General features: G+C 42.3%; 24 protein-coding genes, 1 tRNA gene and 2 pseudogenes. 17 read left to right on the top strand and 10 right to left on the bottom strand.

Translation table 11 applies throughout. The features are described 5' to 3' along the window. Positions 1–3: 3 nt before the first annotated feature. The 3 genes from OCC_RS06555 to OCC_RS06545 are packed head-to-tail and all read right to left on the bottom strand — an operon-like array spanning position 4 to position 2,341. Positions 4–924 carry a hypothetical protein gene (locus tag OCC_RS06555; RefSeq protein WP_004066601.1) on the bottom strand — a complete coding sequence of 307 codons (921 nt, stop codon included), beginning with the start codon at positions 922–924 and terminating at the stop codon, positions 4–6. Next, positions 921–1,958: a hypothetical protein gene (locus OCC_RS06550; RefSeq protein WP_004066603.1), complete on the bottom strand. Its 1,038-nt coding sequence runs from the start codon at positions 1,956–1,958 to the stop codon at positions 921–923. The genes OCC_RS06555 and OCC_RS06550 overlap by 4 nt, the downstream gene beginning before the upstream one ends. A gap of 11 nt (positions 1,959–1,969) precedes the next feature. Next, on the bottom strand, positions 1,970–2,341 hold the full coding sequence (locus OCC_RS06545; RefSeq protein ID WP_004066605.1) for a hypothetical protein: 372 nt from the start codon (positions 2,339–2,341) through the stop codon (positions 1,970–1,972). Positions 2,342–2,437: 96 nt separating this feature from the next. On the opposite strand from OCC_RS06545, the gene OCC_RS06540 reads away from it, so the two are divergent. Both OCC_RS06540 and OCC_RS06535 read left to right on the top strand, forming a co-directional pair. Then, a complete protein-coding gene (locus tag OCC_RS06540; RefSeq protein WP_148290418.1) occupies positions 2,438–3,535 on the top strand; it encodes an ABC transporter permease in 1,098 nt (365 codons plus the stop codon). Between the two features lie 44 nt (positions 3,536–3,579). After that, complete coding sequence (locus tag OCC_RS06535) at positions 3,580–3,864, top strand: DUF2103 domain-containing protein (RefSeq protein WP_004066609.1); 285 nt, start codon at positions 3,580–3,582, stop codon at positions 3,862–3,864. On the opposite strand, the gene OCC_RS06530 is transcribed toward OCC_RS06535, so the two are convergent. From OCC_RS06530 to OCC_RS06520, 3 genes are all read right to left on the bottom strand, one after another. Then, positions 3,854–4,819 (bottom strand): hypothetical protein, encoded by a 966-nt coding sequence (locus tag OCC_RS06530; RefSeq protein WP_004066611.1) that lies wholly within the window; start codon positions 4,817–4,819, stop codon positions 3,854–3,856. The genes OCC_RS06535 and OCC_RS06530 overlap by 11 nt on opposite strands. A gap of 365 nt (positions 4,820–5,184) precedes the next feature. Beyond that, positions 5,185–5,811 carry a hypothetical protein gene (locus tag OCC_RS06525; RefSeq protein WP_004066613.1) on the bottom strand — a complete coding sequence of 209 codons (627 nt, stop codon included), beginning with the start codon at positions 5,809–5,811 and terminating at the stop codon, positions 5,185–5,187. Positions 5,812–5,832: 21 nt separating this feature from the next. Then, positions 5,833–5,910, bottom strand: a tRNA-Pro gene (locus OCC_RS06520). A gap of 94 nt (positions 5,911–6,004) precedes the next feature. On the opposite strand from OCC_RS06520, the gene OCC_RS06515 reads away from it, so the two are divergent. The 4 genes and pseudogenes from OCC_RS06515 to OCC_RS06500 all read left to right on the top strand — a co-directional run bounded on the left by OCC_RS06515 (position 6,005) and on the right by OCC_RS06500 (position 9,948). After that, positions 6,005–7,060: a glycosyltransferase gene (locus OCC_RS06515; protein WP_004066614.1), complete on the top strand. Its 1,056-nt coding sequence runs from the start codon at positions 6,005–6,007 to the stop codon at positions 7,058–7,060. Next, positions 7,051–7,786, top strand: a pseudogene (locus OCC_RS06510) (RAD55 family ATPase). Before OCC_RS06515 ends, OCC_RS06510 begins: the two are co-directional and overlap by 10 nt. Before the next feature lie 7 nt (positions 7,787–7,793). Next, the gene (locus OCC_RS06505) at positions 7,794–8,216 is read left to right on the top strand and encodes a hypothetical protein (RefSeq protein WP_004066617.1); all 423 of its coding nucleotides are present in this window, start codon (positions 7,794–7,796) and stop codon (positions 8,214–8,216) included. A 46-nt stretch (positions 8,217–8,262) separates the two neighbouring features. Then, positions 8,263–9,948: a DUF4910 domain-containing protein gene (locus OCC_RS06500; RefSeq protein ID WP_004066619.1), complete on the top strand. Its 1,686-nt coding sequence runs from the start codon at positions 8,263–8,265 to the stop codon at positions 9,946–9,948. On the opposite strand, the gene OCC_RS06495 is transcribed toward OCC_RS06500, so the two are convergent. Together OCC_RS06495 and OCC_RS06490 are read right to left on the bottom strand one after the other, a co-directional pair. Beyond that, positions 9,928–10,260 carry a transcriptional regulator gene (locus OCC_RS06495; protein WP_004066622.1) on the bottom strand — a complete coding sequence of 111 codons (333 nt, stop codon included), beginning with the start codon at positions 10,258–10,260 and terminating at the stop codon, positions 9,928–9,930. The genes OCC_RS06500 and OCC_RS06495 overlap by 21 nt on opposite strands. A gap of 38 nt (positions 10,261–10,298) precedes the next feature. After that, positions 10,299–10,955 (bottom strand): metallophosphoesterase, encoded by a 657-nt coding sequence (locus OCC_RS06490; protein ID WP_004066623.1) that lies wholly within the window; start codon positions 10,953–10,955, stop codon positions 10,299–10,301. 551 nt (positions 10,956–11,506) lie between these two features. Between OCC_RS06490 and OCC_RS06480 the strand changes: the two genes are divergently transcribed. From OCC_RS06480 to OCC_RS06465, 4 genes are all read left to right on the top strand, one after another. After that, complete coding sequence (locus OCC_RS06480; protein WP_004066625.1) at positions 11,507–12,301, top strand: nitrilase; 795 nt, start codon at positions 11,507–11,509, stop codon at positions 12,299–12,301. A 121-nt stretch (positions 12,302–12,422) separates the two neighbouring features. Next, the gene (locus OCC_RS06475) at positions 12,423–12,701 is read left to right on the top strand and encodes an initiation control protein YabA (RefSeq protein WP_004066626.1); all 279 of its coding nucleotides are present in this window, start codon (positions 12,423–12,425) and stop codon (positions 12,699–12,701) included. An 82-nt stretch (positions 12,702–12,783) separates the two neighbouring features. Then, positions 12,784–15,513 carry an alanine--tRNA ligase gene (alaS, locus tag OCC_RS06470; protein ID WP_048874693.1) on the top strand — a complete coding sequence of 910 codons (2,730 nt, stop codon included), beginning with the start codon at positions 12,784–12,786 and terminating at the stop codon, positions 15,511–15,513. Between the two features lie 75 nt (positions 15,514–15,588). After that, complete coding sequence (locus OCC_RS06465) at positions 15,589–15,909, top strand: hypothetical protein (RefSeq protein ID WP_004066628.1); 321 nt, start codon at positions 15,589–15,591, stop codon at positions 15,907–15,909. A gap of 12 nt (positions 15,910–15,921) precedes the next feature. Here the strand turns inward: OCC_RS06465 and OCC_RS06460 are convergent, their stop codons facing one another. Then, positions 15,922–17,307 carry a hypothetical protein gene (locus OCC_RS06460; RefSeq protein WP_004066629.1) on the bottom strand — a complete coding sequence of 462 codons (1,386 nt, stop codon included), beginning with the start codon at positions 17,305–17,307 and terminating at the stop codon, positions 15,922–15,924. A 772-nt stretch (positions 17,308–18,079) separates the two neighbouring features. Between OCC_RS06460 and OCC_RS12430 the strand changes: the two are divergent. After that, positions 18,080–18,360, top strand: a pseudogene (locus OCC_RS12430) (IS6 family transposase); the annotation flags it as partial. Between the two features lie 72 nt (positions 18,361–18,432). Continuing rightward, on the top strand, positions 18,433–20,046 hold the full coding sequence (locus OCC_RS06455; RefSeq protein ID WP_004066630.1) for a DUF4932 domain-containing protein: 1,614 nt from the start codon (positions 18,433–18,435) through the stop codon (positions 20,044–20,046). 208 nt (positions 20,047–20,254) lie between these two features. Here the strand turns inward: OCC_RS06455 and OCC_RS06450 are convergent, their stop codons facing one another. Further along, complete coding sequence (locus OCC_RS06450) at positions 20,255–21,013, bottom strand: Nif3-like dinuclear metal center hexameric protein (protein WP_004066632.1); 759 nt, start codon at positions 21,011–21,013, stop codon at positions 20,255–20,257. Between the two features lie 141 nt (positions 21,014–21,154). On the opposite strand from OCC_RS06450, the gene OCC_RS06445 reads away from it, so the two are divergent. The 5 genes from OCC_RS06445 to OCC_RS06425 all read left to right on the top strand — a co-directional run bounded on the left by OCC_RS06445 (position 21,155) and on the right by OCC_RS06425 (position 25,814). Next, on the top strand, positions 21,155–21,409 hold the full coding sequence (locus tag OCC_RS06445) for a hypothetical protein (RefSeq protein ID WP_004066634.1): 255 nt from the start codon (positions 21,155–21,157) through the stop codon (positions 21,407–21,409). Between the two features lies 1 nt (position 21,410). Next, positions 21,411–22,769 (top strand): tripartite tricarboxylate transporter permease, encoded by a 1,359-nt coding sequence (locus OCC_RS06440; RefSeq protein WP_004066637.1) that lies wholly within the window; start codon positions 21,411–21,413, stop codon positions 22,767–22,769. 79 nt (positions 22,770–22,848) lie between these two features. Continuing rightward, on the top strand, positions 22,849–24,612 hold the full coding sequence (locus tag OCC_RS06435) for a tRNA uridine(34) 5-carboxymethylaminomethyl modification radical SAM/GNAT enzyme Elp3 (RefSeq protein WP_004066639.1): 1,764 nt from the start codon (positions 22,849–22,851) through the stop codon (positions 24,610–24,612). 136 nt (positions 24,613–24,748) lie between these two features. Further along, a complete protein-coding gene (locus OCC_RS06430; protein ID WP_004066641.1) occupies positions 24,749–25,468 on the top strand; it encodes a hypothetical protein in 720 nt (239 codons plus the stop codon). A 10-nt stretch (positions 25,469–25,478) separates the two neighbouring features. Beyond that, positions 25,479–25,814, top strand: a complete 336-nt coding sequence (locus tag OCC_RS06425) for a hypothetical protein (protein ID WP_004066643.1) — start codon at positions 25,479–25,481, stop codon at positions 25,812–25,814. Positions 25,815–25,823 lie beyond the last annotated feature (9 nt).

Raw genomic sequence — 25,823 nt, 5'->3', positions numbered from 1 at the left:
TCATCACCTCCGGATTTTTACGAGCACAATAAGGATTGTCAATATTCCTATCACCCCAATAAGTATCCTCCTCCAGTTCTTCTCGTCCTCGACCCACACGTACTCTTCAAAGGGTATGGGAATGTTTGTTTTGTAAAGGTTCATCCCCCTACCGCAGTAAGCATGGTTCTTCTCGACCACCTCACGACGTTTCAGCTGCACAAGGAAACGGTGCATTGCAAGCTGATCATAAAAGTGGGTATATCTAAGGCCCATCTTTTTCATTTCGTAGGTAGTGGGAGGGAAATTACAGAGAAGCAGACCCGTCGAATTATCATATGTGCTCTTCCCTACACCATCCATCATGTTGTAGAATGTTCCTTCAACATCAAAGCCAAGGATTCTCGAAACTTCTGAAGTTGCGTTATACCCCCTAAGTTCCAGTTCAACACCGCTTTTCACTTTGCCAGCATAGACTATTGGAGCAAGGAATGAAGGAGTAACATTTTCAACTCTCATACTGGTTCCAAAAATTGTCTCGTTCAATTGGAAAGGATGTTTTGGATCAATAAAAAAGACGGGCTTTCCAACAGGAGTTCCATTTTCTATGTACATTAAGTTTTTCAGATCAAGGGTTAAAACTTCGAAGAATGCCATCTTCTCAAAGTGTTTTCCTCCGGGTTTTATCTCAACATCAAGAAGCTTGAGAGTTACGTTTATGTAGGCGATGCTCCCAGATATCCGGGTTATATTGAAGGTCAAAGTAACGTTTCCATAGGCTTCCAGAAGAGTATCATTTTCCGTTAGTATTATTGCAGTGGGAAATGGTCTATCCTTATAAGGGAATGCTACATAAATTACGTAAGTCCCCTCCTTAAACCATGGAGGAAGGGCGTAAACAGGAGAGAGGAGCATCATGAGCAGGATTATGCATGTTTTTTTCATTCTCTCTCACCTGTTAGTCTTTTTACAAGTATTATGACTAACAGTAAAAGCCCAATAATGAAGAAGTACTTCATGTTGCTTTCTGGAGCTTCAACCCTTTTGGGCTCCCAGAACTCGATGTTAGTACCATAAAGGTTAAACCCCTGAAGCCACCATTTAACCTTATCTTCCCCACTCTTATGAAGCTTACGAAGGTTCTTTGTAGCAGTGTAATCTAAAAAACTGGACTCAATAATCCCAAGGGCAAGAAACTCCGAGGGCTGGGAACTAGGCATGAGCCCGATCATTAAACCAGAATCAAAATCATAGATCGCCTCGAAAGAGCATGAGCTGAATAAGCTTCCATTCCCTACAGCCCAGATAAGAGGCTCTTTATTTGACATCACCGTTATGTATGGGGGAGTAAAATTCCTCGCATAGGTTAAAAGCGTCTGATTTATATGCATAGTGTAAGAAACATTTCTGACGATCAAATCTCCACCAATATAGACTCCATAATTCTTTAGAAGGCTCATTTTCACGATCAAATCCCGTTTCTTTGGTGGGTTTTGTGGATCAATGAAGAAGGAAGGTCTCCCTATTATATTCCCTTTCTCATCCCGATATGTTAAATCCGTCAGATTAAGAGTTAAAAGCGTAGAAATATTCAAAGCATCTAGCGGACGCCAGAAGTTCACGCTGATGTTGTAAAGTTCAAGAGTCACGTTAATCAGTGCACTCTCGCCGGTAACATTAACAACTCTAAAAATCAGAAAAACATCACCATAAACAAAAAGACCAATGAGTTTATCTTCCCGCACCTTGCTAGCCTCTGGAGCGTCCTTCCACCTTTCATTAACCTGTAAAAGCTTTTTATAAATGTCGGGCCTGAGTAAAGCCGGATGAAGGGTGAACATGTGAAAATCTTTCGGACCTCTATCCTCAGGCATCAGGAGAGCATATTTCACGTAAACCCCTTCCTTAAACCATGAAGGAAGAGCTAATACAGATGAAGAAAAAAGAAGTAAAAGGGGAAAGACAAAAAGCTTTTTCATACATCTACCTCCTAACGGTAGAGGTTTGGTATGTATGCCGTTGCATACCCTTCGTCGCCATTTGTTCTTCTGTAATGGATTTGTGTCACGGCATATTCAGGATATGCACGTCTAATCACATCTTTACTGGGATCAACATTTACTCCCTTCCAGTAGGCAGTATGTTTCACTGTATCAGTGAGAACCCTTTGAAATTGCCCATCACAGATCTCAACCTGTCCGCGAACTCCTGCCCAGACCCACTCATTATCACTCCACTGGCGAACATCAGTGTCGTAGTCCCATGGGTACCAACAACTCAGTGGAGTTATTCCATTTGCAGCCGCTACTAAGCTCAAAAAGAAGCTGTTGAGGAGGAGCACTCCTACGAGCAACCCTCTCATCCCATCACCTCCAAGAGATGCGTTTATTACTTATGCTTATTGTTATATAAAATTTTTGCCAACAAATTTTTAAATTTAAAACTCAAATATACAAATATGAGATCAAGCCCAATAGTTAATATAGCAATAAAGGACATCCAAATAAACATGAAAACAAAGAGATTTATAGGAATACTTTTGATCTTCGTTGGATTTGCGGTTTTAGCTATTCACGATGTCTCCACTGGAAGCTATGCTTTTGATGATCCCCGGCTTATGCGGCTTGCATGGAAGCTCAGAAACATGGTTTCTCCCTTTACAAGGATTTTCCTACCCTTTCACCAAGTTCTTGTAAAAGTAGTGCCTTTTCTAGGCATTCTTCTTGGAGCTGACTTGATAAACCAAGAAATCCAAAAGGGGAGTATCGGAGTAACTTTAAGCCATCCTCTTTATAGAGATCAGTTTTACATCGGTAAGTTTTTAGGAGCATTGGCAACAGTATTTATCGGTCTTTTGATATTCTACATAACAGGCATTGGCTTAGCTTTAATTAAAGGCATTCCTGTAACGCTCTTTGATTTAAAAGTTTTGAGTGTGCTTTTTCCCATAACCTTCCTTTATACCCTCATTTATCTGAGCACTGGCATATTTATTTCCATTTTAATTAAGAATCCGAAGAACGCGGTTACTCTCGGTTTAATACTTGTGATGCTTGTTGAGATTGTGTATTCCCTCTTTGCGTTTAAAGTCGCCAGCAGCATTGCCTTTAAAGAGTTGCAGGAAGAACTGGGACCTTATGGACTAACCCTCGAGCGCACGGGTGGTTTAACTTCACTCGAAGAGAGAATAAAAATCAGCGGTACACTTAATGAAAAAATAGATATGTATGATATAATCACACGGTATCGTGAAAACTCAAACTACATATACAGAAAGCTCACACTCTTTGTGCCAGGAGAATGGTATAAAAGAATCATCTCAAAAATAGCCGTTAGAAGAGTGTGCGTTGGGAATTGTAGCATCATTCCTGAGAGTTCAGGCATGAGAATTAATGCCAACAGAGACATTGTTTTATCAGATTACACAATGGGATGGGAAGGTTCTCTTTGGGAGGCTCTAAGTTTTGTGTGGCAGTATCTGATTCTTATGTTGAGTTCCTTCTTGTGCATGTTTATAGTAGGCTACGTCAAGTTTATAAATGCTGATTTAAGATAAAATAACGGATTTTAAACTTGATAATGGGTGGAGAGGACTTAAAGATGCCCAAGCATATTAAAAAAGGTGTCAAGCTTGAACATCATCTCCTTAAGGGTATTCTGCCGGCTCTTGAAGAGATTGCGGGGATAAAAGGAGTCAAGAAAGTAATTCCGGGGAGAATATACGCCAGCGACTCAAGAGGCTTCGAGATAAAGGTTACAAGAGAAACTCACGCAGGATTAAAGCTCGTCGCGAAGAGCGATGGCTCTGTGCAGGAGGTCTTTTTGGTGGTTGATAAAGCCGATAGGGAGAGGGTGAAAATGGAGATAGAAAAAATCATGGGATAACGGGAATTTCAAAATCAAAGGGAATCTCAACTATTCTTACTGTATTTTTAATGGTGCTTGTGTTGTAATAGAGGGAATAGCTTGCCCAAGGAGCCAGCTCAATCGTTGCCGTAAGAAGATAGTGGTCGAACCCAACACTGATATTGTATGTGGTTACACGTTGTATGTGAGGTATGACAAGCTGCTCCCCTTGGAGAGTCACCGCGGAGACGTTATATACGTCCTCAGGAACTACCGGAAGGGCCACCACAAATGGAGTCACCATGCTAATGAGGGATACGTTAAATAGATACCCCTTAAGCGGATCGACGTCTGATGAGGCCCTCAGTGTTGATATTGGAGTTACAAAAGACGCATTTTTAAGTCCAATACCCTCCTGATAGTAGGGTCCCACAAGTGTGTAGAAAAGACCCTCTCTTCGCCCTCTGTTCCAGCATGCAGTTATCGTGCCGTTTAAGAGAAATTCCCCGGTATATCCTCCCTTATCAACGCCACTAAGCGGGTATGGCTTATCTGTCCAATAAAACGGGGCCCATCCACCTCCACAGCCCCAGCCGACTGAAGGAAACCCCGGGGAGAATCTCGACTCCACCTTTGGGTATTCTATGTTCTCGTTGTAGGTTATCTCCGTTCCAAGGATTGTAGCGTTGCCGATTACGGGTTTTCCGGAAGGGGGATTTAACATTAGAACTTTCCATTTTCCGGGCTTCACCGTTATCTCAGCTCTGATCTTAACTTTTTTCCCCGAAAGGATCGTGTAGTTTCCTGCCGGGAGTATGATGATAAAAGGCGCTTTCAGAGTGCCTTTTCCCCCAATAGAAACCTTAGAAACGTTGCCAATCACTTGGAGAATTCCGTAACCCTCCGTTGGTGTACCGGCCGATATAGCTACTGAGGGGAATAAAAACGAAAGGAGTATCATCCCGAGCAGAGTGAGTCCCAACAACCTCTTCATGATTATCCCTCCAAGTTGGAGTGCTGAATCGCACTCATCTACAGTAACTATACTTCATGTCTATATATAAAGCTTTACTATTTTATTGAGTACAAAAATGAACACATTCAAGACTAAGTTTAAGGTTCCAATTTTGTTGAGAATTGGGATTGGTAGATAGTGCTAAAGAGGCCGGGGATATTAAGAGGCCCTCCTCGCAGGCAGTCGACGTTTTTAGAGCGCCAGTCTGCATCCTTTATGGTTCAGAAGGAGCTCTTCTTGGAAGAGGTTATTGGCGGGAAGTAATTCACGGTAATTAAGAGAGTCTCAGAACTTCAAAGAGGGCAAATATCAAAAGGAGTTATGATTACCAAGGCTGGGGTACCTCAAATTTCTCTTTTCCCCTCGAAGAACTCAATAAGCTCCTCGTCGCTTATGTCTTCTTCATATCCGAGCTCCTTTTTCTGGAGCTCTATTAAGCCTGGGGTAAGCAAAAGCTTTCCTTCCAGCTTTGGCACCGCGTAGTGGAGTGTTATCTCGCTGAACTCATCAAGCTTTATAGTGGGATGCTCTTCATATTCTATTTCCTCCAGTCTTCTTCCTTCCGCTATGAGTTTTGCAACTATCGCCGAACCGTCTATAGAGAACTGAACTTCCCCAATATTTCTTGCCTTGGCCCCTTCGATCTTTGAGGTTATGAACTTCTTCGTCTTTCCTGTGAACTCAAAGTCCCCAAGAATTCCCCCTACAACTATAATCGTGTCTTCCTCTATGTCCTCCGGTTTGAGCTCCTCTTCAGCAAAGGGGTCAAGGATTATCATTTTTGAGCGATCAAACGGAAACTCGGTGACGCTTTGTGAAATAACTCCGCCGAGTTTGGCGAGCTCTTCTCTCTCCTCCGGCAAAACGTTTGTGAAGATGAGCTTATCCCCCCACCACTCGCTTGCGTGTTTATACTCAAGCAGAACCCACTCTCCAAGCTTTTCAAGATGCTCTATTATTAAATACGCCATTTTTCTCACCCAGAAACTTGATGGTGGGGCCGCCGGGATTTGAACCCGGGTCTCCGGCTCCCGAAGCCGGAAGGATAGACCAAGCTACCCCACGGCCCCTCAGCGCTAACTTTCAAGCATCTGGTTATAAATCTTTCCCAACTCTCCCAGCAAAAGATATAAATTCTGGCCTGCATAATTGGAGAGGATGCCAATGATATCAATAATAGTCCCTACATACAATGAGCGGGAAAACTTGGAGGAGCTGTTTGAACGGATAGCGAAGGCTTTAGAGAGAAAAGAGTTTGAAATAATAGTTGTGGACGATGATTCTCCTGACAGAACTTGGGAGAAGGCAGAAGAGCTTGCAAAAGAATATCCCATGAAGGTTATAAGAAGAACAAACGAGAGGGGGCTTTCCTCTGCTGTTATTCGGGGTTTCGAAGAGGCGAGGGGAGAAATCTTTGTGGTTATGGATGCTGACTTGCAGCATCCCCCAGAAGTTATCCCTGAGTTGATTAAAGCTATTGAGAATGGTGCCGATATAGCTATAGCGAGCAGATATGTGAGAGGAGGAAAAGTTGAAAATTGGTACTGGTGGAGAAAACTCATCTCAAGAGGCGCTATAATGATAGGCAGAGTTGCTCTGCCAAAGATAAGGGGGATTAGAGATCCTGTGAGCGGGTTTTTTGCCCTTAAAAGGAAGGTTGTTGAGGGAGTTGAACTCAATCCAGTGGGCTTCAAAATCCTTCTTGAGATACTTATAAAGGGCAGATATTCAAAAGTTGTGGAGATTCCCTTTACATTCGGGTTAAGAAGTTCGGGAGAAAGTAAGCTGAGCAACAAGCAAATACTGAACTATCTACGCCATCTTTACAGGCTCATGAAGTGGGAGGGGGAGATAGACAGGCTTGTTAAATTCTCTATAGTTGGTTTAAGCGGCATTGTTGTAAATGAAGGCTCTCTTCTTGGCTTTGTGGAATTTTTAGGGTGGGACAAGAGGATAGCGGTAATCCCAGCGACTGAGCTTTCCATACTGAATAATTTTATATGGAATGACCTCTGGACGTTTAAGGATATAAAGAAAAAGCCGATTCACCTACGCTTACTGAACTTTCATCTTGCCGCACTTACAGGAGCTTTAGTTCAGTGGAGCATCTATCTAATTCTTTTGTATCTGGGTGTTAACTATCTAATAGCGAACCTATTTGGTATAGGATTTTCGTTTGTAGTCCGATTTCTTTTTAACCGAAACATTACATGGGGATAAAGGGGATGGTAAAAATGGAGAAGGAATTGGATTTAGCTTACAAGAGAATTCCAACTGGAATAAAAGGTTTAGATGAACTTTTAGGAGGAGGCCTCCTTCCAGGGAGGGTCTATGTGGTAACAGGACCACCAGGAAGTGGAAAGACAACATTGGGCATCCAGTTTCTAATTGAAGGAGCGAAAAATAATGAGAAGGGGGGTGTACATATCTATTGTTGATGACGCGAGGACAATTGTTCAGGATATGCTTCATTTTAGGTTTAATTTGATGTATTATATAAAAAGCAAAAAAATTGTGATATATGATTTAAGCAATTTCCTCTCAGAGGGAAACAAAAAACCCACGTGGGGAGAAGTTCTAGATGAAATAAAGAGAATAATTCTTCATGAAAATGCAAAAAGAGTTGTCATAGACTCGTTTACTCCACTTGAATTTTTAGTAAAGGATCCAGAGAACAAAAGAAGGGAGATTACAAGATTAATCAAGCTTCTTTCTACAATGAAAGTAACCGCAATTACAATAACTGAAATGCTTGAGTCCAATAGGTATACCGATGACTACTACGTTGCCAGCGGTGTTATAGTTATGCATCACTTTATGCGACAGTACCAAATGATAAGGGCAATTCAAATACTTAAAATGAGAGGACTAGCACATGACACAAACATGAAGAAGATGAAGATTACAGAAGATGGCCTTGTAGTATATGACGAAGCTCCCTGGTGATGCTTTTATGTCCGATAAGATGGATAAAAAAAGAAATCTCATAAAAGAGGCCTATAGATTCGGATATTTTGTTGGGTATAAAGGGCATACAGAATGGGTGTCGTGGATTTCTAAGAAAAAATCTAAAATCTACAGCCTTGCAGAAGAGTTAGGAATACTTGAAGAAGTAAAAACAGCTTATGAAGAGGGACTAGAAGACGGAAAGGCGAAAAGAATGAAGGACATAGCCTCAGGGTTATCAGCATCAAGTTCGAGAGATCTGCATGAGCCTAGAGAAGAAAATTACGTGCTTGAAAACGAGCTTGAAGATGAATTCTCTGAGTTTTTAAGTACTCCTGAAATTATCGAACCACCTGAGATACTGAGTATCATGAAATCTATGGAAGTGCCAGAAATTATTTCTACACCAAAGATGTTCCGCAAGAGATAGGAATCTTTATAGTCTTTTCTGGATGAATTTTTATTTGGTGTTATCGATGAAGGAGCTCTTGAAAGAAGCCGAAGTTTTTAACCCGGAGAATGTTTTAGGATATATCTCCGAGATAAGCAAGTTTCATAGAATCCAAGGGTCCAAGGAGCTGGTTGAAGCTGCCAGATACATAAACGAGGAATTAAGGATAAATGGCATAAAAGCAGAACTGCTTGAGGATTCTTATGACGGGGAGAAATGGCACTTAACCCTTTCCTCTCCAATAGCATGGGATCTAATTTACGGGGAAGTGGGGATAATTGGAAAGAAAATAACGACTTCCAAGACCCCCCTTGTCGTAATGGCGCACTCGCCACCTGGAGAAGCCGAGGGGGAAGTTATAGCAATAGAAAGGGAAGAAGACTGGGAAAATGTGAAGGGCAAGATAGTTATTGTGAGTGAGAAATGGCATGAAAACTACAGAAAAGCGAATGAAAAAGGAGCCCTTGCGTTTATAGCTTACAGAAAGGGAACGGGCAATGCCTTCCCTTACATTGGACTATTTTTGGCTAAAAGGGACTTAGAATGGGCAAAAATCCCAGCAGTTGCTCTAAGCGAAGAGCTTGCAAATGCCGTTCTCCAGAAATTGAAGAAGGGTGAAAAGGTAACGGCAAAAATCAAGGTTGACACTTTAATCTCTGAGAGTCAAGTTCTTCCAATTGTTTACGCAAATGTGGGAAAGCCTCCGTATGTTCTGTTCACGGCTCACATATGCCACCCAAAACCGGGCGCAAACGACAATGCAAGCGGAGCAGCAACGCTGATTGAGCTGGCTAAAACACTTAATACTCTTTACGATGATTCATTCCGGCTTGGCTTTGCTTTTCTCTGGATTCCAGAGCATCATGGGACGCAGGCTTTTATAGAGAAATACGCAAAGCTCGATGACTACTACGTGGCGATAAACCTTGACATGGTTGGGGGAAGTGAAGACAGAGCTAACTCAACGATAATGATAATTAGAACGCCATTATCAAGATTTTCGATTGTTTCCGGAATTCTGGAGTATTTTATTGGTCTCGTGAATTCCGAAGGAGAGAGCTTTGGGGGAAGTTCTCTGCCAAAAATGAAGGCTAGAAGCTATCCTTACGAGCTTGGAAGCGATCATGATGTATTCAACTTCTTTGGAATTCCAAGCGTGATGCCCATAACCTGGCCTGACAGGTTTTATCACTCAAGCGAGGACAGTGTTGAGAAGATAAGCAAAGAAAGCCTTGAAATAATAGGTGGAGCGGTATTGGCAACTGCATTAGCCCTTGCAAAAGGAAAGAAAGAGGAGCTTGAGAGATTTGCTAGAGGCTTTACAATGAAGTACCTTGGAGAGCTCAGCATTGAAAGGGATCTCGAAGTGGCGGAAAAGTTGGTTATGCTCGGGCTGTCGAGGGATTCTAAGTTCCTAGGGCTAAACATGGGACACGAGTTTACCTTTGAACCTTGGCTAAAGTGGAAGAAAAAAGGCATTATTTATCCAAGATCGATAAAGCAGATTGACGAGAAGAAGGGGGAGGAGCTGGGAAAAATATTGGAAGATAGGAAAATGGGTGTTTTGCTCCATGAGCTATTAATGCTCGGAGAGATAATGCCAAAAGAAGAGGCATTCAAAGCTCTGGAAGAGGAGTACGGGAAGTTCGAGAAAGAAAAGCTTGAGAAAGCGGTTGGGATATTAAGGTCTTTAGATATTATCGTTTTTTAGTTCTTTCTCAATTTCATTTATCTTTTTGACAACATTTTCCTTAAGTTTTGCCAGAAGCTCAGAAGGTGAGACTGCAGAATAAACATAGCCAAGCCAGCCTCTTTGAATGAGCTCCCTCTTGAGAACTCCCCTTTTGTACAGGTTGAGGACGTGTTCCCTAACACTTCTCTCGCTTATTCCAAGCTCCTCTTTTATTTCAGTTATCCTCATAGGGGCTTTCTTTTCCAAGAGCAGGCGGTATATTCTAAGTTCGTTTTTCTTGAATCCCAATGTTCTCAAGAGGCTCTCAAGCTTATCGTACACGTCCCCCATCTTTCTCTCACACCTATGAATATTTAGCTTCATACATTTTAAGCCTTACGGTTTAGCTCAACTTTGCCAATATAGGTTCCGTCTCCAAGAAAAGCCTCTCCTGATGAAGAATTTTTCAAAAATGGGATCATTTTTATCCCCTCTCTCACGTCGAACCCTTCTATGTAGGGGTTTATCGTGGGCAAAATTAGAAAATCTTCAACTTTAAAGAAGCATTTTACTTTTCTAATGTTCCTTCCAATCCTCAAGCTGATTGCAGGGTGGATGTGTCCTAGAAAAGCTTTCTTAAACTCAACTTCTGGGAGGTTCTGGTGTCCATGGAGGAAAAGCGTATCATCGAGGAGAAAATGACTGACGACATTTACATTTTTGAATTCCTTTGTGACTTCTTCTATCTTTCCGTCGTGGTTTCCTTTTGTTATGACAATGCTGTATTCCACAATCTCAGAAAAGAATTCCATAAGGAGCTTTTTGACAAATCTACTCATTCCGAGGGGCTCTTTTATGTCACCTAGGATAATCACCAGATCCGGATCTTTCTCTTTTATAAACTCTGCAAGGCTTTTTTCGAATTTTGTTCTTACCCTTAATCCCCTCGAAAGTTCAAAAGCTATATGTGGATCCGCAAGAACAAGGGTTCTTCCGGAAGATGTTTGCAGTTCAAGAGAAAGCTCCTCGTAAGGGAAGTTTTCCATGATAATCACGTAAAAGAGATATAAAGATTGAAGAAAAATCAGATTATTCCTCTCTCCTTCTTTCTCTGCCTCTTTAGTCTCCTAATCCTCTTTTTAATCCACTTCCACCTCATTCTTCCCTTCTTTTTCCATTTCCTTGGTCTCCTCTTCATGATCATCACCCCCGATAATCGTTCCAGACTAAGCTCACTTTGCTTGGTTTTTAAGCTTTTCCATCAAAAGGGATTAGAAAATAGCAAAGACAAAAAGAACAAAATAAAGGAGATTAAAGGAAAATCTGGTCAAGCAGAGCTTTGTCTCTTGTCGAAGTCTTATAAATAGTTATCACACCCCTATATCGCGTTAGTGGATAATAAAAAGCCTCTTGGTGAGATTGTGATATTTAAATAGGTAATTTCTGGCTCTAGAGTAATCCTAGCAATTTTGGGCTTTTTAAAACTCTCAAAAATTGTGTAATTTTAATTTTCTCTTTCTATAGCTCTTGGCTTGGACAAAAATGTGCTCGATAAGTTATTAACCGTCAAAACCCTAAACATTAAGGAGGGATTGAAATGAAAGTTGGATTTGTTCAGATGGAGCCAAAGCTTTTGGATCTTAATACCAACCTCAGCAAAGCTGAGAAATTAATTGGAGAGGCTGCAAGACAAGGTGCAAAGCTCATTGTTCTTCCAGAGCTTTTTGACGCGGGCTACAATTTTGAGACGAAAGAAGAAGTGGAGGGGATAGCCCAGCAGATTCCAGATGGGGAGACCACTCAATTTCTTGTTGAGCAGGCAAGGGAGCATGAAGCGTTCATAGTGGCTGGAACCGCTGAGAAAGATGAGAGGGGGAAACTTTACAACTCCGCTGTCATTGTAGGCCCAATAGGATGGGGCTACATTGGAAAATACCGCAAGGTTCACCTTTTCTATAGGGAGAAGCTTTTCTTTGAGCCTGGAAACCTCGGCTTTCACGTCTTCAACATAGGTATTGCAAAAGTGGGAATTATGATATGCTTTGACTGGTTCTTCCCGGAGTCGATGAGAACGCTTGCCCTTAAAGGGGCTGATATCGTTGCACATCCGGCCAATCTGGTTCTTCCCTATGCTCCAAGGGCAATGCCAATAAGGAGCCTCGAAAACAGGGTATTCAGCATAACAGCAAACAGAATCGGAGAAGAGAGGGGGCTAAGGTTCATAGGCATGAGCCAGATAAACTCACCAAAGGCTGAAATCCTGCTCAGGGCAAGTGAAGATAAGGAGGAAGTGGGAGTTGTTGAGATAAACATCGAAGAGGCGAGGAACAAAAAGCTTAACGAGTTCAATGACATCTTCAAGGATAGGAGACCGGAATACTATGCTGTTTGAGTTCCTATATTTCTGATTCTCAGCGACAAAAGGTTAAAATAAATTGGGTCTATAAAGTAAAAACGGAATGATGAGTCTGGAGCCCCCTGATTGGTGAGGAAGTTTCGCGGGGCTGACCGCAATGGTAAAAAGAATATTATGCAAAGACCTCTATGAAGAAATAGAACGGCTTGAACGCTCTGTTGTGGAGCTTGAGGAGCAGATAATTGAGTTAAAGACCCAGCTCAACATGAAAACTGAAGAAGCGACGAGCCTCTATATCGAGAACCAAAGTCTGAGACACAAAATAGAAATGCTAGAAAAAAGTCATAAACAGCTCATTGAGATGCTTAAAAAGATGAAAATTCCTTTTGTTGTCGTAAATGAGGATGAGTTTGAAGACGTGGAAGTCGACAAATAATTCTAAAACATTTGTGAACGCTTCTTCAGACAAAGACTTTTTAATATGAAAAGCAACTTTTAGGTTAGACTTAAGGATGGTGATGATCATGGACATGAGTACAAGGATGTTTAAGGAAGAAGGGTGGATAAGAAAAACCTGTAAGGTCTGTGGAAAACCTTTTTGGACGCTTGACCCAGATAGAGAAACCTGTGGGGATCCACCATGTGATGAGTACGAATTCATAGGAAACCCGGGCATCCCAAAGAAGTACACTCTCGACGAGATGCGTGAGAAGTTCCTGAGCTTTTTTGAGAGAAAGGGACACGGAAGAGTAAAACGCTACCCCGTTTTACCCAGATGGAGAGACGATGTGCTCCTCGTTGGAGCGAGCATAATGGACTTCCAACCGTGGGTTATAAGCGGTGAAGCTGATCCTCCCGCAAATCCACTCACGATAAGCCAGCCATCAATAAGGTTTACCGACATAGACAACGTTGGAATAACTGGCAGGCACTTCACGATATTTGAAATGATGGCACACCATGCTTTCAACTATCCGGGTAAACCGATTTACTGGATGGATGAGACCGTTGAATATGCCTACGAGTTTTTCACCAAGGATTTGGGGATGAAAGGAGAAGATATAACTTTTAAGGAGAACCCGTGGGCTGGTGGAGGAAACGCTGGTCCGGCTTTTGAGGTTCTCTACCGCGGTTTAGAAGTTGCCACTTTAGTGTTCATGCAGTATAAGTTAGCCCCTCCAGACGCTGATCCATCTCAGGTTGTTGAGATTAAGGGAGATAAGTATGTCCCGATGGATACGAGGGTCGTTGATACTGGTTATGGGCTTGAAAGGCTTGTCTGGATGAGCCAAGGGACTCCAACGGCATATGATGCAGTCTTAGACTATGTCATTGAGCCCCTCAAAAAGATGGCTGGAATTGAAAAAATAGACGACAGAATTCTCATGGAGAACTCAAAATTAGCGGGAATGTTTGATATTGAAGATATGGGTGATTTGAGAGTATTGAGGGAGACAGTTGCAAAGAGGGTTGGAATTGATCCAGATGAACTTACGAGACTCGTTAGACCGTATGAACTGATATACGCAATAGCCGACCATACAAAAGCTCTCACCTTTATGCTTTCCGATGGTGTTGTTCCCTCTAACGTTAAAGCTGGTTACCTTGCTAGATTGCTCATAAGGAAGAGCATAAGACACCTTAGAGAGCTCGGTTTGGAAATCCCCCTCAGCGAAATAGTTGCAATGCACATAAAGGCTTTACACAAGACTTTCCCAGAGTTCAAGGAAATGGAAGATGTTGTTCTTGATATGGTCAACGTTGAAGAAAAGAAATACGCAGAGACCCTAAAGAGGGGAAGCGGATTAGTGAAGAGAGAAATCGAAAAGCTTAAAAAACAAGGCATTAACGAACTCCCCCTTGAGAAGCTTATTCTCTTCTATGAGAGCCACGGCTTGACCCCTGAAATCGTCAAGGAGATTGCGGAGAAAGAAGGCATGAAAGTCAAGGTTCCGGACAACTTCTACAGCTTAGTTGCCAAAGAGGCTGAAAAGACTGTCAAGAAAGAAGAGGAGAAGAGAATAGTGGACTTTGAGCTCGTTCAAGACTTGCCAGATACGAGAACCCTCTACTACGAGGATCCGTTTATGAAGGAGTTTGATGCAAAGGTGCTTAGGGTAATAGAGGACTGGGTGGTTTTGGATCAGACCGCATTTTATCCCGAAGGTGGAGGTCAGCCGTGTGATTTGGGCGAGCTCAGCGGAATTAAAGTGCTCGATGTCCAGAAAGTTGGCAAAGTAATCCTCCACAAGGTGGAGAATCCTGAAGCTTTCAAAGAAGGAGACACCGTTCACGGAAAAATTGACTGGCAGAGGAGAATACAGCACATGAGACACCACACCGGTACTCACGTTCTCATGGGAGCCCTTGTTAGGGTTCTTGGAAAACACGTTTGGCAGGCTGGCTCCCAATTAAGCACCGATTGGGCTAGATTGGATATAGCTCACTACAAGCGCATCAGCGAAGAGGAGCTTAAAGAAATAGAGCTTTTAGCAAATAAAGTGGTCATGGAAAGCAGACCTGTTAAATGGGAATGGTTGCCAAGAACCGAGGCGGAGCAAAAGTACGGCTTTAGGCTTTATCAGGGGGGAGTAGTGCCGGGCAGGATAATCAGAATTTTGAACATTAAAGATTGGGATGTGCAAGCTTGTGGAGGTACACACTTACCAAATACTGGCTTGATAGGCCCAATAAAAATCCTTCGCACGGAGAGAATACAGGATGGAGTTGAGAGGATAATCTTCACATGTGGCGAGGCAACTATCAAGGAATGGCAGAAGGAAAGGGAGATATTAAGCAGAACGAGTGAGGTATTTAGAGTTCCTCCAGAGAAACTGCCAGAGACTGCAGAGAGGTTCTTTGAGGAATGGAAGCAAGCAAGGAAAGAAGTGGAGAAGCTCAACAAAGAACTTGCGAAGCTTTTAGTCTATGAGCTCGAGAGCAAAGTTGAGAAAATAGGAGAGATTGAGTTCATTGGAGCTATAGTGGAGGGAGAGATAGATCACTTAAGAGAAGCAGCTCTGAAGCTTAAGAAACCAAAGAGAGTTGTTGCTTTGATAAGTGAGGACAGCAAAGCCGTTGTGGTCAGCGTTGGTGATGAAATACCACACAAAGCCGGTGATCTGATAAAGATAATCACGAAGGTTGCAGGCGGAGGCGGTGGAGGTAAGAAAGACCTTGCCCAAGGAAAGATAAAGAACGTCCTGAAGGCCAAGGAAGCTCTAGAGGAGCTCAAAAAGGCTCTCTAATTTTTTCAAATTTTTGGAGGGTTTAAGATTAAAATAAAAGCACTCACTGAGGAATTAAGTAAAACTGTGGAGGAAATGGGTTTTAAAGCCCTTAAGGAGTTCTCCACGAAGGATAATGCAAGAATAGACTTGGCTATTTTGAGAGGAAATGAGAAAATTCTGGCAATTGAGTTCGAGAACTCCTACAAATGGATAAAGCAAAGAATCCTTTACAATGGAATAAAGGCCCACCGTGCTGGCTTTAAACACCTCTGGGTGGTTTATCCCTTTAGGAACGAGCCTTTGAGAAAAAGCTGGGTTGAGGAATATCTCAGGGAGCTTGGAGTAGAAGTGGAGGTTATCCCTCCGGAAAACATTGGAGAAAAGTTTAGGAAATTTTTGAATTCGATGATTTAGGTTTAGAGATTTTTATCTAGCCACAACCTTAATTTCTTCAATCTCTACTTTGTCATTTCTGTTTAAATCTTGCCATCTGAGTAGCATAAGCTTTTTGGGTTTTCTTTCTTTGTAGTAGAGCAAGCAAGCTTTGGTTCCATATCTATGCGTTCCTACTATGAATACTCTTCCATTTTCGGGCTGAATCAGACAGTAATCTTCCTTCCGCCAGATGCTTTTGTAAACGGTTCCATTGAATTTCATTGTGTCCCTTGCGAATGTTGTGTTAACGAACTTTGCCGCAGCTTTTCCAAGAACAATTTGGACATCAGGCATTTCATCAGAAAACACTTCCCCTGCAATATTCTCATCAACCTCAGTAATAGTCACAAATGGTTCAAAGGTGAAGAAATAAATTGACTCAAAATCAGTTATTATGGCGTTTAAGTTAGAGATTGCAGCATGTTTAATGTTGGTTGTGGTTGTATAGCTCCCTAAAATCCCATCTTTTGAAATAAAGTATACCTTGTTAGGAGTTATTGCAAGGGCCAGAGAATTAGAAGTTGCCAGCTTTGTAACGTTTTCATATAACTCAAAAGTCCACAGGAGAGTTCCATTAGTGTCGTATAGCATGGCTTCATTGTCTATGGTGACAAGTAGTCTATCTCCTAGGAACCCCAGTTCAGCATATAACGGTGAGGAATATGTTGCATAGAGGCACTCATGCTTATGGGCTTCACTAAATTCGAGATCTTTACTCCACAGCTTCTTCGTATTTTCCAGCATGAGTAACGTTCCATTATTCAGTAAAACTCCAATAAAGTTTTTGTATACATCAAAACTTCGTGGGAAAATGCATATAGGAAAGTCGATCATCCATTCTCGCTTTTCTTTAAATTTGTAAATATTGCTGAAACTCCGAACATAAATTGACTCATTCTTCACCTTTATTTCTTCTACAGCCATGGCATATCTCAATTTCCATGCTATCCCATGCTTGTCGAGGACATAAAAGGTGGAATTTCCCATGGGTTCAAAATCAAGAACCACTACGTGTTTTTCTCCTTTTGCGATAATCCATGGGGGAAAGTTCTTAATCTTTATAGCGTACGATGCTGAGGATTTATTCACTAAGTTTATCCAAGTGACATGAATAGTCTTATTTGCATTTTCGAGTATTACTAGATTTCCATCTACAAGTCCAGCCCACAGAGGAGTTGGCCTTTCCAAGATTGGATCTCCAGTCATATCAAATAAACGTAGAGTATCCGAAATTACTAAAATGTAATCTCTAGAAACGTCAATGCTTTCTACTTGGGTGTTTAGGCTCCATAGGGGGTTTACTGGAGTATATGCTATAGCTAACTGAGAGAATAGGAAGATAAAAGATACAAAGGCAAATTTAGAAACACTTCTCATACTTCTTCACCTCGTCCGGTTATTAACTCTACCCCGAGATTATTAAGCATTATCATCAATGGATAAGTACGTGGAAGTCCCTTCATCAGGATCCCGCCTGTAGAGCAATCCGTAAATTTGTACATTTTAATTTATCCAAAGAAACACTCTCTAGTCCTATAATCAGCCGATTTTTAGAATTTTGATAACTCACTCAGGCAACTTCAAGCTCTTTAATTCTGAAAAGTTTTCTTGCCTCTTTTTCTCATTTTGCTAACTGTTCAGAGCTGTATTCTCCTTCTAGGAATGCTATGTTTATTTTTTTCCTTTGTATTTTTCATCTCTCTAGACAAAGATTAATCCTTTTTCCTCGTCGATGAACATTCCTCCGCAAGAAGGCAAATTCTTGGAGAATTTTCCGGGAAGCTCACCAACTCCCACCAAATTCGTTAAATCCTTGCAACCTGCTAACTTTTTTAGGCTCTTGGCAGTACCACCAGACCTAGGTTCGCTTTCTCAATCCTCTGCCCATTCTTAAAAATCCAATTAACTCACAAGCTGGCAAACCTTATCATTGCTACCCTTGACAATATTTGCATTTCCAAAAGAACCCAAAACTAACAAACCAAGCAACAAAAGGCTTAACAACTTCCATCTCATATCAATTCCTCCTCTAAGTTTTTCATATCGGTTATTTTAGCTTTTCTGATTTACAATTAGGATAAGTTGTGGGGTGTCAGGTTTCTCTGACACTGCTTTAGAAAAAGAAGGGGGAACATGAAGGGCTGAAACCATTATTTATTGGTTAATTTCAGCCTTAAAACCTTCTCGGCGAAACAAAATCCCACCAGAAAAGAAAACCAGACCAATAAACCTATATCTGCAAGGTTTTAAAAGCTACCAACCAAAAACCCGAAACTTCATCGCAGTTGACGAGACGATTTGGCAGTGTGGATTACGACTGTTAGAAACTGGTGGACTACTAGAGATTTTATTTGGTTGTTTTAAAGTATTGTTGGGACAACTGTCTCTCTGGTTGATGGGGCGAGCTGGCGCAGCTCAGCGTTTAAGAGTCGGGTGAGTTTATCATAAACTTTTTAAGGTTTAAAAACTAGTAAAATTAGCTTAGTATAATCGGTGGTATCTATGAAGAAACGTTCCATAGTTTTATTACTTCTAATTCTAATAGTCATTGGGAGTGGTTGCATATTACCTGCATCTCAACCCTCCAATGCCACCAATGAGAGTCTGAATCTCGTCAAAAGACAGCTCTCCGACAACGTCTACGTTTCAGTGGACCCGAGGGTGGAGCTTGTGGAGATAATATACCGCATCTCCGGCTCGGAGTGGTATAAAGAGAGAGTGGCACCGGAGAAGGCGGGTGTATCGCCCGAAAACTATGAGTATCTAAAGGATATAGACGAGTACTTTGGAAAGTACAAGGGGTTGAGAGCGGTTGAAATGGCAGGGAAACTTTCCGAAAGAGGCTTGACCTACGATGCACTCCCAAAGTTCGCCGTTCATCTCAATCCAGACACCTTTGAGCTCGAGGGGAACTGGAGTGACATGCTTAAGGATCGACCGTGGCTGGATGAAGAAGAGCTGAACGAATTCGCGGAGGCTGTGAGAGAGTTTGCCGAGGAGACCGACTTCTGGAAGTTCTACAATGAAAACGTTGAGTTTTACAACGCCACAATCAACGAGTTCGTAAGGGAAAACCTTGACCTCGCCAAAATCCCCAAGTTCGAGGAGGAGTTCTTTGGCGAGAAGGCGACATCCTGGAATATAATCCTTCAGATGGGGCTTGCGCATCACAGCTTTGGGGGCTGGCTTGAGGGGAAAGAAGAAAAGGAGATCTACAGCTTTCTCGGGATATGCCGCTTTGAGGAAAACCTCCCGGAGTTTTGTGGTGCGTCCGTTCACGAGTTCGCCCACAGCTTCGTGAATCCTGCGGTTGATAGAAACTACGAGCTCTTTGAGCCCTACGAGTCCCTATACGCCCCGGTCAAAGAGAAGATGTCGAAAATGGCATATGGGAACTTCAAGACAATGCTATACGAGACACTCGTCAGGGCGTTCGAGGCTTACTACCTAAGGGAGACCATAGGGGAAGTGGCCGCGAGGGAGAGTCTCCTCGCCGATAAAGTTAGGGGCTTCTATTTCATTGAAGATGTCTACAACGCGTACGTGAACGAGTACGTCCCCAACAGAGACAGGTATAGAACCTTCGACGACTTCATGCCGAGGCTCGCCGAGATCATAGGTGAGGTATACAAAAGGACCAACGGTGGGAAAAACGTTGAACTGCCTGAATGGCCGACCGTAAATGATTTTGCAGAGAGGCTCTCCGAAAAAGGCTGCCTTGTGGTTTACCATGGGGGTAACACTACGCGTCACTTGGCGGAAAGGATTGGCGAGAGGTTTAGGTTGAGAATGGAGGAAGAAGCTGATATTAACGATAACGACCTCAAAAATAACATTATTCTCGTTCTTCTCCCGGACAGCGAGCTCCTAAAGAGGCTTGAGAACCACATGGTGATAAGGGTAAATGGAACTTCCGTTTACAGCAATGTGACAGGAAAAACATACACAGGGAGTATCAGAGCATTTGAAGTTATCAAAAACCCCTGGGATGAGAGCAAATTGATGCTCGTTATAGTCGGCACTGAAGACAGTGCTCTAAGAGGCATTCACGCCTACAATAACCTGCACTACAGCATAAGGGACGCTAGAACGGATAAGCTCCTCGAGGGAGGGTAAGTCCTTTCTGTTCTTTCTTCTTTTAAAAAGTCCCAGAAAGTCACAATAGAGCCCTGTAGAAGAATCCTGTGAAAGGGGAGTAATCGAAAATTATCATTCCGTTTTTGTGCTCTCTGTAACTAGCTGTTATCATCTAGTTAGTTCTCCAAAGGATTTTGCTGGCTTTTATATTGGTTTTTTATAAGGAGAAAAGAGTATATATCACTTCTCACAGTCCAGTAGGATTGTCAATGAAGGCAGTCTTAACTCCAAATTTTTCCCTCAATACTAGCATTAATGCTTTAACGCCGAGGGTTTCTGTGGCATAATGTCCTGCCGCTATAACGGTTAACCGTCCTTCCTTAGCTGTGTGGTAGTCGTCGTGTAAAAACTCTCCCGTTATGAAGAGATCAACACCTTTTTCTATTGCCTCTGGGATTGCAAATCCTCCCCTGCCGCTGACTACTGCAACGCTTTTTATTTCCTCTACTCCAAATTCATAGGCTTTTACATACTCAGTCTTCAGCTTCTCTACAAGTATTTGAGCCACCAGGGGTAAAGGTTTTGGTTCCTCAAATTCCGAAATGTATCCAATGCTTATTCCGTTGTACTCTCCGAAGGGCTCCTTTGGCTCCAAATCTAAGAGCTTCAAAAGCTGTGCATTGTTTCCTACCTCGGGATGAACGTCGAGGGGTAAATGAGCGGCGTAGAGGTTCATCTCATTTTCGAGAAGATACTTAAGCCTTTTTTGTACAAGCCCTCTGACGTACTCTATTCCCCCCCATATTAAGCCATGATGTACTATTAGCATATCCGCTCCTAGAGCTCTGGCTTTAACAAAGGTGTCCATACAGGCATCAACTGCAAAGGCAATCTTTTCTACCTCTTCTTTTCCCTCAACTTGTAGTCCGTTTCGGGATTTATCGGGAAAAGAGTTTATGCTTAAATACTCATCAAGGAACGCGACAATTTTATCCCTACTCGCCATTTTCTTCACCACCTAATAATTACCTTTAAGTATGTTTAAACCTTTCCTATAATACTCGACAATTACATAAAAGATTATCAACTATAGCCGAAATCCTTAAATACACAAAAAATACAAAACCTGCAATCGGGTGAAACAACTATGGGTAAAACAAGTCAAAATTTATATGAAATTTTTGGAGAAGTGATAGCAGAACATGACTTCCTGAAGGCATTTTTAATCACGAGCGGATTGGCTTTTTTGATGTATTTCAGTGCCCCCAAGATAGTCAGCATGCTAGGAAGAGAGGACTTGCTAAATGCATTGAGAGTGACTCTAAGTGCTCTTGGAGCATTTTTTGGATTTATAGTGTCTACCTCAATAATTGAGCCAAAAAGAATCGTGGAGGGGGAGTAAAATGGATATCGCCAGCCTTTTAATCCAAGTTACCTTCCTAACGGCTTTTTCGGTTTTGTTGTATATAATAATTGGAATGATACCCGGAACTGACGAAACTGCCACAATTGCTCCAATAACTTTAGCTTTCCTAGCGGCTGGATTTGATCCTCTGCTTGTTCTTGCTTGGTTCATGGGTACAATAGTCGCATTTAAAGCTGCAGATGCAGTTCCTACGGCACTTGCTGCAATTCCCGGTGGCGTTATGGCTGTACCTCAGGTTCCAGATGCATTAGTGGCCAGGAAATATGGTTATTCGGAGATTATCTTAAGAAAGGGGATAACTGCTAGTGTCATTGGTACGGTAGTTGCCATAGCAATAACGTTGCCTTTGTCTTTCTACTTGACGCCTCTTGGAGAATTACTTAAAAACCCTGCTGGGCCCTTAGGCTGGCCCGGTTGGGTTTATTTGATTGTTGCAGGGATACTTTTACTAGCAGTGATGTCAAAGGCAAAGGTACTTGCATTGTTGGCTATATTCCCATTTGCAATGCTTGTTCAGGGCCTTAGGGGGCTATATGGGCAGTCAGCCTTTATAAGCATCTTTCTAGCAATTACAATTGGCCCAATACTCTACGAGCTCTTAACATTAATTTCACCGAATAACCATCATTTAAAGCGACAAGACTATGCCCGGATTAAGCTAGTAAAAACTGGAAAAATATCATTAAACCCCTTGCATCATCTTACCAAGGTAGAAGTTATGCTTTCCTCCGTCTTGGCAGGGTTAAGTGGAATTTTAGCGACCTTCATGAGCCCTGTAGGATTAACAGTTCTCTTTGGGGATCTTGTAAAGGAAAGCCAAAAAGATGAACTTAAGGGCTCTCTTATGGCTTATGCAGTCAGAGATGCCATAAAGAATGCTACTTATATTGGGGGAACTCTTATACCCCTCATTGCATTGGGAGTTCCTACGGGACCAATGTCAGCAGGACCAGCACATCCATTCTTTGCTGAACTTGCAGCTTTTGGTGGATTGACTCCAAGAGACGTCCTTCTTCAAAGATATTCAACATCAACAATAATCCTCGTTACTGTTTATGCAACTTTATTTGCTGCAGTACTTGCGTATTTGATACTCATAAAGTATTCAAAGCAATTAACCAGATTTGTCTTTAAAAAAGTACCTGCAGAAGCATTGTATGCTACATTCTTAGCAATAGTCCTTGTATTGGCATACAATGATGCTGGAATCGCAGGAATCTTTGGCTCAATATTGGTAGGCCTTATTTCTGCAACATTCGTTAGGAACGGAGTTTCAATTGGTATACTATTCATGGTGCTTGTTGCGGCTCCTTATCTTGTAGGTTTGCTGTTTTGATTTTTGGTTTACTTTTTCTTTTTTAATGTGCAATGTTAACACTTTTAAATGTCAGCTCACTTCTATGAACGTGATGAGAATGGAGGAAAAATATAGAAAAGCCTGCGAGGAAATTGCAAAGGCCGTAATTTCGGGCGAGATTAAGGATAGGAGAGAGCTCAATAGGTTTAAGGTTAAAATCGCTGCTAAATATCATCTCTCAAAGATTCCCACTAATTCAGACGTGCTTAGGGTAATGAGCAGGGAAGATAGGGAGAGGTTCAAGGACTTCCTCAAGAAGAAGCCTACCAGGACAATCAGCGGGGTTGCCGTTGTTGCAATGATGACGAAGCCATTTCCGTGCCCGCACGGCAGGTGTATCTACTGTCCCGGAGGCCCAAGTGAGGGCTCTCCTCAAAGCTACACTGGAAAGGAGCCATCAGCTTTAAGGGCTCTTCAGAATGCTTATCATCCCTATCTCATAATGATGAACCGCTTGAAGCAGCTCTATGATATCGGCCACGATATAGATAAAGTCGAGGTCATTATACAGGGTGGAACTTTCCCTGCTGTTGATTTAGATTACCAAGAGTGGTTCATAAAAGAGGCATTCAAAGCTATGAACGATTTCCCTTATTTCAAGGACATTGAGAACCTTGAAGAGAAAATTAGAAAGGCAGTTCTTTTTGGAGAGATTGACGAAGACCCACTCTTCAAAAAGGCCTGGGAGAAAACTCACAGAAAACCGTACTATTATCTCGAGGAAGAGCAGAGAAAGAACGAGAAGGCGAAGGTCAGAATGGTGGGATTAACTATTGAAACAAGGCCAGATTGGGCTATGGAAAGACAAATCGATAGAATGCTTAAGCTCGGCACAACGAGAGTAGAGCTTGGAGTTCAGACGGTCTTCAACTTCATCTATGAGAGGGTAAAGAGGGGGCACACCGTTGAGGATACGGTAAGGGCCACACAGCTCCTCAAAGATGCCGGTCTTAAGATAAACTACCACATGATGCCGGGCTTGCCGGGGAGCAACTTTGAGAGGGACTTAAAGGCCTTCCAAATAATCTTTGAAGATGAGCGCTTCAGGCCTGATATGCTCAAAATTTACCCCACTCTGGTCACAAAGGACACGCTCCTCTACAGATGGTATAAGGAAGGGAAATACAGGCCCTACACGACTGAAGAAGCCGTTGAGCTGCTTGTTGAGGTGTACAAACTCCTTCCAAAATGGGTTAGAGTTATGAGGATTCAGAGAGACATCCCGGTTCAGCTTGTTGAAGCTGGAGTAAAGCACTCCAATTTGGGACAGCTGGTGTTCAATGAGCTTATAAAGAGAGGTATAAGGCCGAGAGAGATTCGTTTTAGGGAAGTTGGGCATCAGATGCAGAAGTTTGGGGTTCAGCCTGAAGTTGAGCACATCAAATTGCTAAGGGAGGATTATAAAGCAAGCGAGGGACATGAGGTATTCCTGAGCTTTGAAGATGTGAAGAACGACATTCTAATCGGCTTCATCAGGCTTAGAATCCCAAGTGAAAAAGCCCACAGGAAGGAAATAAACTGCTGTCCATCTGCTATAGTCAGGGAGCTCCACGTTTATGGACCTTTGGTTCCAATAGGTGGAAAGCCGAAGTACGAGTGGCAGCATAGGGGTTACGGAAGGGAGCTTTTAGCTGAGGCGGAGAGAATAGCGAGGGAAGAATTCGATGCAAAGAAGATGCTCATCATAAGTGGCGTTGGCGTTAGGGAATACTACAGAAAGTTTGGCTATAGAAAGGATGGCCCATATGTGAGCAAGAGGCTTGACAAGGGCTATGCAAACTTTGTGAAAAGCAAAGAGTTTGATGCGCATTTGAACACCTGAACTAAACGTTGCGTATTTTTACTTTGTTTTGTTGTTTGTTGTTTTTTCTTTTGTCTTTTCGTTTTTTCTAATGGTAAATTTTATATAGTTTGAGTGCTTACTATTTGTGAAAATTTCCTCATGCTTGGGGGGGCGAATGAGGAAGAAGTTAAGCTTGCTTGTGGGTTTGTTGCTGGTTGGAGCGTACGCAGCTTACGCAGTAAGCCAACCCAAGCTCCCAGAAGTTAAAGGTTGCGTGAATCCATTTAGAGAAGTCAAGCCTGTGGAAAAAGCTCCGGAGAACTGGTCTTCAGTGCGTGTTTTTACCAAAATCCTCGTTAGCAAGGACCTTAGGAGTTTGGCAAAGCCTTGGGAAGTTGACTATAAGAATGTCAAGATAGTAAAGCACGTTGTAGACTATAACGGCGAGAGGATTGAAATGCTTGCCATGGGAATTCCATTGAAAGACAAGAAGCACATAGTATTTTACTATGAATTCTCAAAACCAGTACAAGGAGTTAAAACGAGGGCGTATCTGTTGGAGTTCTCTGTTTCAAATACTGAAAAACGCTTAACAACAAAAGCAATAACCACGAACGGCGAAGTGACACCACTAAGCAGTTGCAAGCACGAATGCACAAGTGACGCAGACTGTGGCTACTTCGCAGACTGTGTCTCGTACTGTTGTGACTATAACTGGGGATGTATGGTAGGTTGTTGTGGCGACTGTACATTTCCATGCGGAGCATGTGCTAGAAGAAATGTATGGGCATGTGGAGAATGTCTTTATTGTGTTATAGTTTCATGTCCTTTGTGTGCTACTGGATGCTGTGACGAAGAGGGGACTTACTGTGACTACTTAGCACCGGGACCATGAGGTGTGCAAAATGAGAGAGTTGAGTAACAAGAGGTTTTATTTGATTCTTGCATTATCTTTAATTTTTACGTGGTTGGCGGTATTGGACAATACACCGCCTCTTGTAGCCTTTGGGACAATAGCGTCCCCTATGGTGATAGGATATTTCCTTATAACCTGGAGGGAATTTCCTGGCATTATTCTAGCGAGTGTAGTATGGGGTATTATGATGCTGTTGGCGAACTTCCTTGCAGGCTCGTTATCCGAGCAAGTTGTTAGAACTGTCATCCTAAAGATGTCGAACGCTATTGTCGGGGTATTGGCATTTATAACTTTTGAAAAATTAGTGAGGAAACGTGTACAATAATCGGGCCAT

Source organism: Thermococcus litoralis DSM 5473, from assembly GCF_000246985.2.
Lineage (GTDB): Archaea > Methanobacteriota_B > Thermococci > Thermococcales > Thermococcaceae > Thermococcus_A > Thermococcus_A litoralis.
This window is presented reverse-complemented; position numbering and strand designations above follow the sequence as displayed.

Coding starts and splice junctions, on each gene's coding strand:
- alaS (WP_048874693.1), top strand. CDS start 12,784: ATGATCATGGACATGAGTACAAGGATGTTTAAGGAAGAAGGGTGGATA.
- OCC_RS06490 (WP_004066623.1), bottom strand. CDS start 10,955: ATGGAAAACTTCCCTTACGAGGAGCTTTCTCTTGAACTGCAAACATCT.
- OCC_RS06540 (WP_148290418.1), top strand. CDS start 2,438: ATGAGATCAAGCCCAATAGTTAATATAGCAATAAAGGACATCCAAATA.
- OCC_RS06530 (WP_004066611.1), bottom strand. CDS start 4,819: ATGAAGAGGTTGTTGGGACTCACTCTGCTCGGGATGATACTCCTTTCG.
- OCC_RS06440 (WP_004066637.1), top strand. CDS start 21,411: ATGGATATCGCCAGCCTTTTAATCCAAGTTACCTTCCTAACGGCTTTT.
- OCC_RS06550 (WP_004066603.1), bottom strand. CDS start 1,958: ATGAAAAAGCTTTTTGTCTTTCCCCTTTTACTTCTTTTTTCTTCATCT.
- OCC_RS06555 (WP_004066601.1), bottom strand. CDS start 924: ATGAAAAAAACATGCATAATCCTGCTCATGATGCTCCTCTCTCCTGTT.
- OCC_RS06465 (WP_004066628.1), top strand. CDS start 15,589: ATGGGTTTTAAAGCCCTTAAGGAGTTCTCCACGAAGGATAATGCAAGA.
- OCC_RS06445 (WP_004066634.1), top strand. CDS start 21,155: ATGGGTAAAACAAGTCAAAATTTATATGAAATTTTTGGAGAAGTGATA.
- OCC_RS06535 (WP_004066609.1), top strand. CDS start 3,580: ATGCCCAAGCATATTAAAAAAGGTGTCAAGCTTGAACATCATCTCCTT.
- OCC_RS06525 (WP_004066613.1), bottom strand. CDS start 5,811: ATGGCGTATTTAATAATAGAGCATCTTGAAAAGCTTGGAGAGTGGGTT.
- OCC_RS06515 (WP_004066614.1), top strand. CDS start 6,005: ATGATATCAATAATAGTCCCTACATACAATGAGCGGGAAAACTTGGAG.
- OCC_RS06495 (WP_004066622.1), bottom strand. CDS start 10,260: ATGGGGGACGTGTACGATAAGCTTGAGAGCCTCTTGAGAACATTGGGA.
- OCC_RS06480 (WP_004066625.1), top strand. CDS start 11,507: ATGAAAGTTGGATTTGTTCAGATGGAGCCAAAGCTTTTGGATCTTAAT.
- OCC_RS06425 (WP_004066643.1), top strand. CDS start 25,479: ATGAGAGAGTTGAGTAACAAGAGGTTTTATTTGATTCTTGCATTATCT.
- OCC_RS06455 (WP_004066630.1), top strand. CDS start 18,433: ATGAAGAAACGTTCCATAGTTTTATTACTTCTAATTCTAATAGTCATT.
- OCC_RS06435 (WP_004066639.1), top strand. CDS start 22,849: ATGGAGGAAAAATATAGAAAAGCCTGCGAGGAAATTGCAAAGGCCGTA.
- OCC_RS06500 (WP_004066619.1), top strand. CDS start 8,263: ATGAAGGAGCTCTTGAAAGAAGCCGAAGTTTTTAACCCGGAGAATGTT.
- OCC_RS06450 (WP_004066632.1), bottom strand. CDS start 21,013: ATGGCGAGTAGGGATAAAATTGTCGCGTTCCTTGATGAGTATTTAAGC.
- OCC_RS06505 (WP_004066617.1), top strand. CDS start 7,794: ATGTCCGATAAGATGGATAAAAAAAGAAATCTCATAAAAGAGGCCTAT.
- OCC_RS06430 (WP_004066641.1), top strand. CDS start 24,749: ATGAGGAAGAAGTTAAGCTTGCTTGTGGGTTTGTTGCTGGTTGGAGCG.
- OCC_RS06460 (WP_004066629.1), bottom strand. CDS start 17,307: ATGAGAAGTGTTTCTAAATTTGCCTTTGTATCTTTTATCTTCCTATTC.
- OCC_RS06475 (WP_004066626.1), top strand. CDS start 12,423: ATGGTAAAAAGAATATTATGCAAAGACCTCTATGAAGAAATAGAACGG.
- OCC_RS06545 (WP_004066605.1), bottom strand. CDS start 2,341: ATGAGAGGGTTGCTCGTAGGAGTGCTCCTCCTCAACAGCTTCTTTTTG.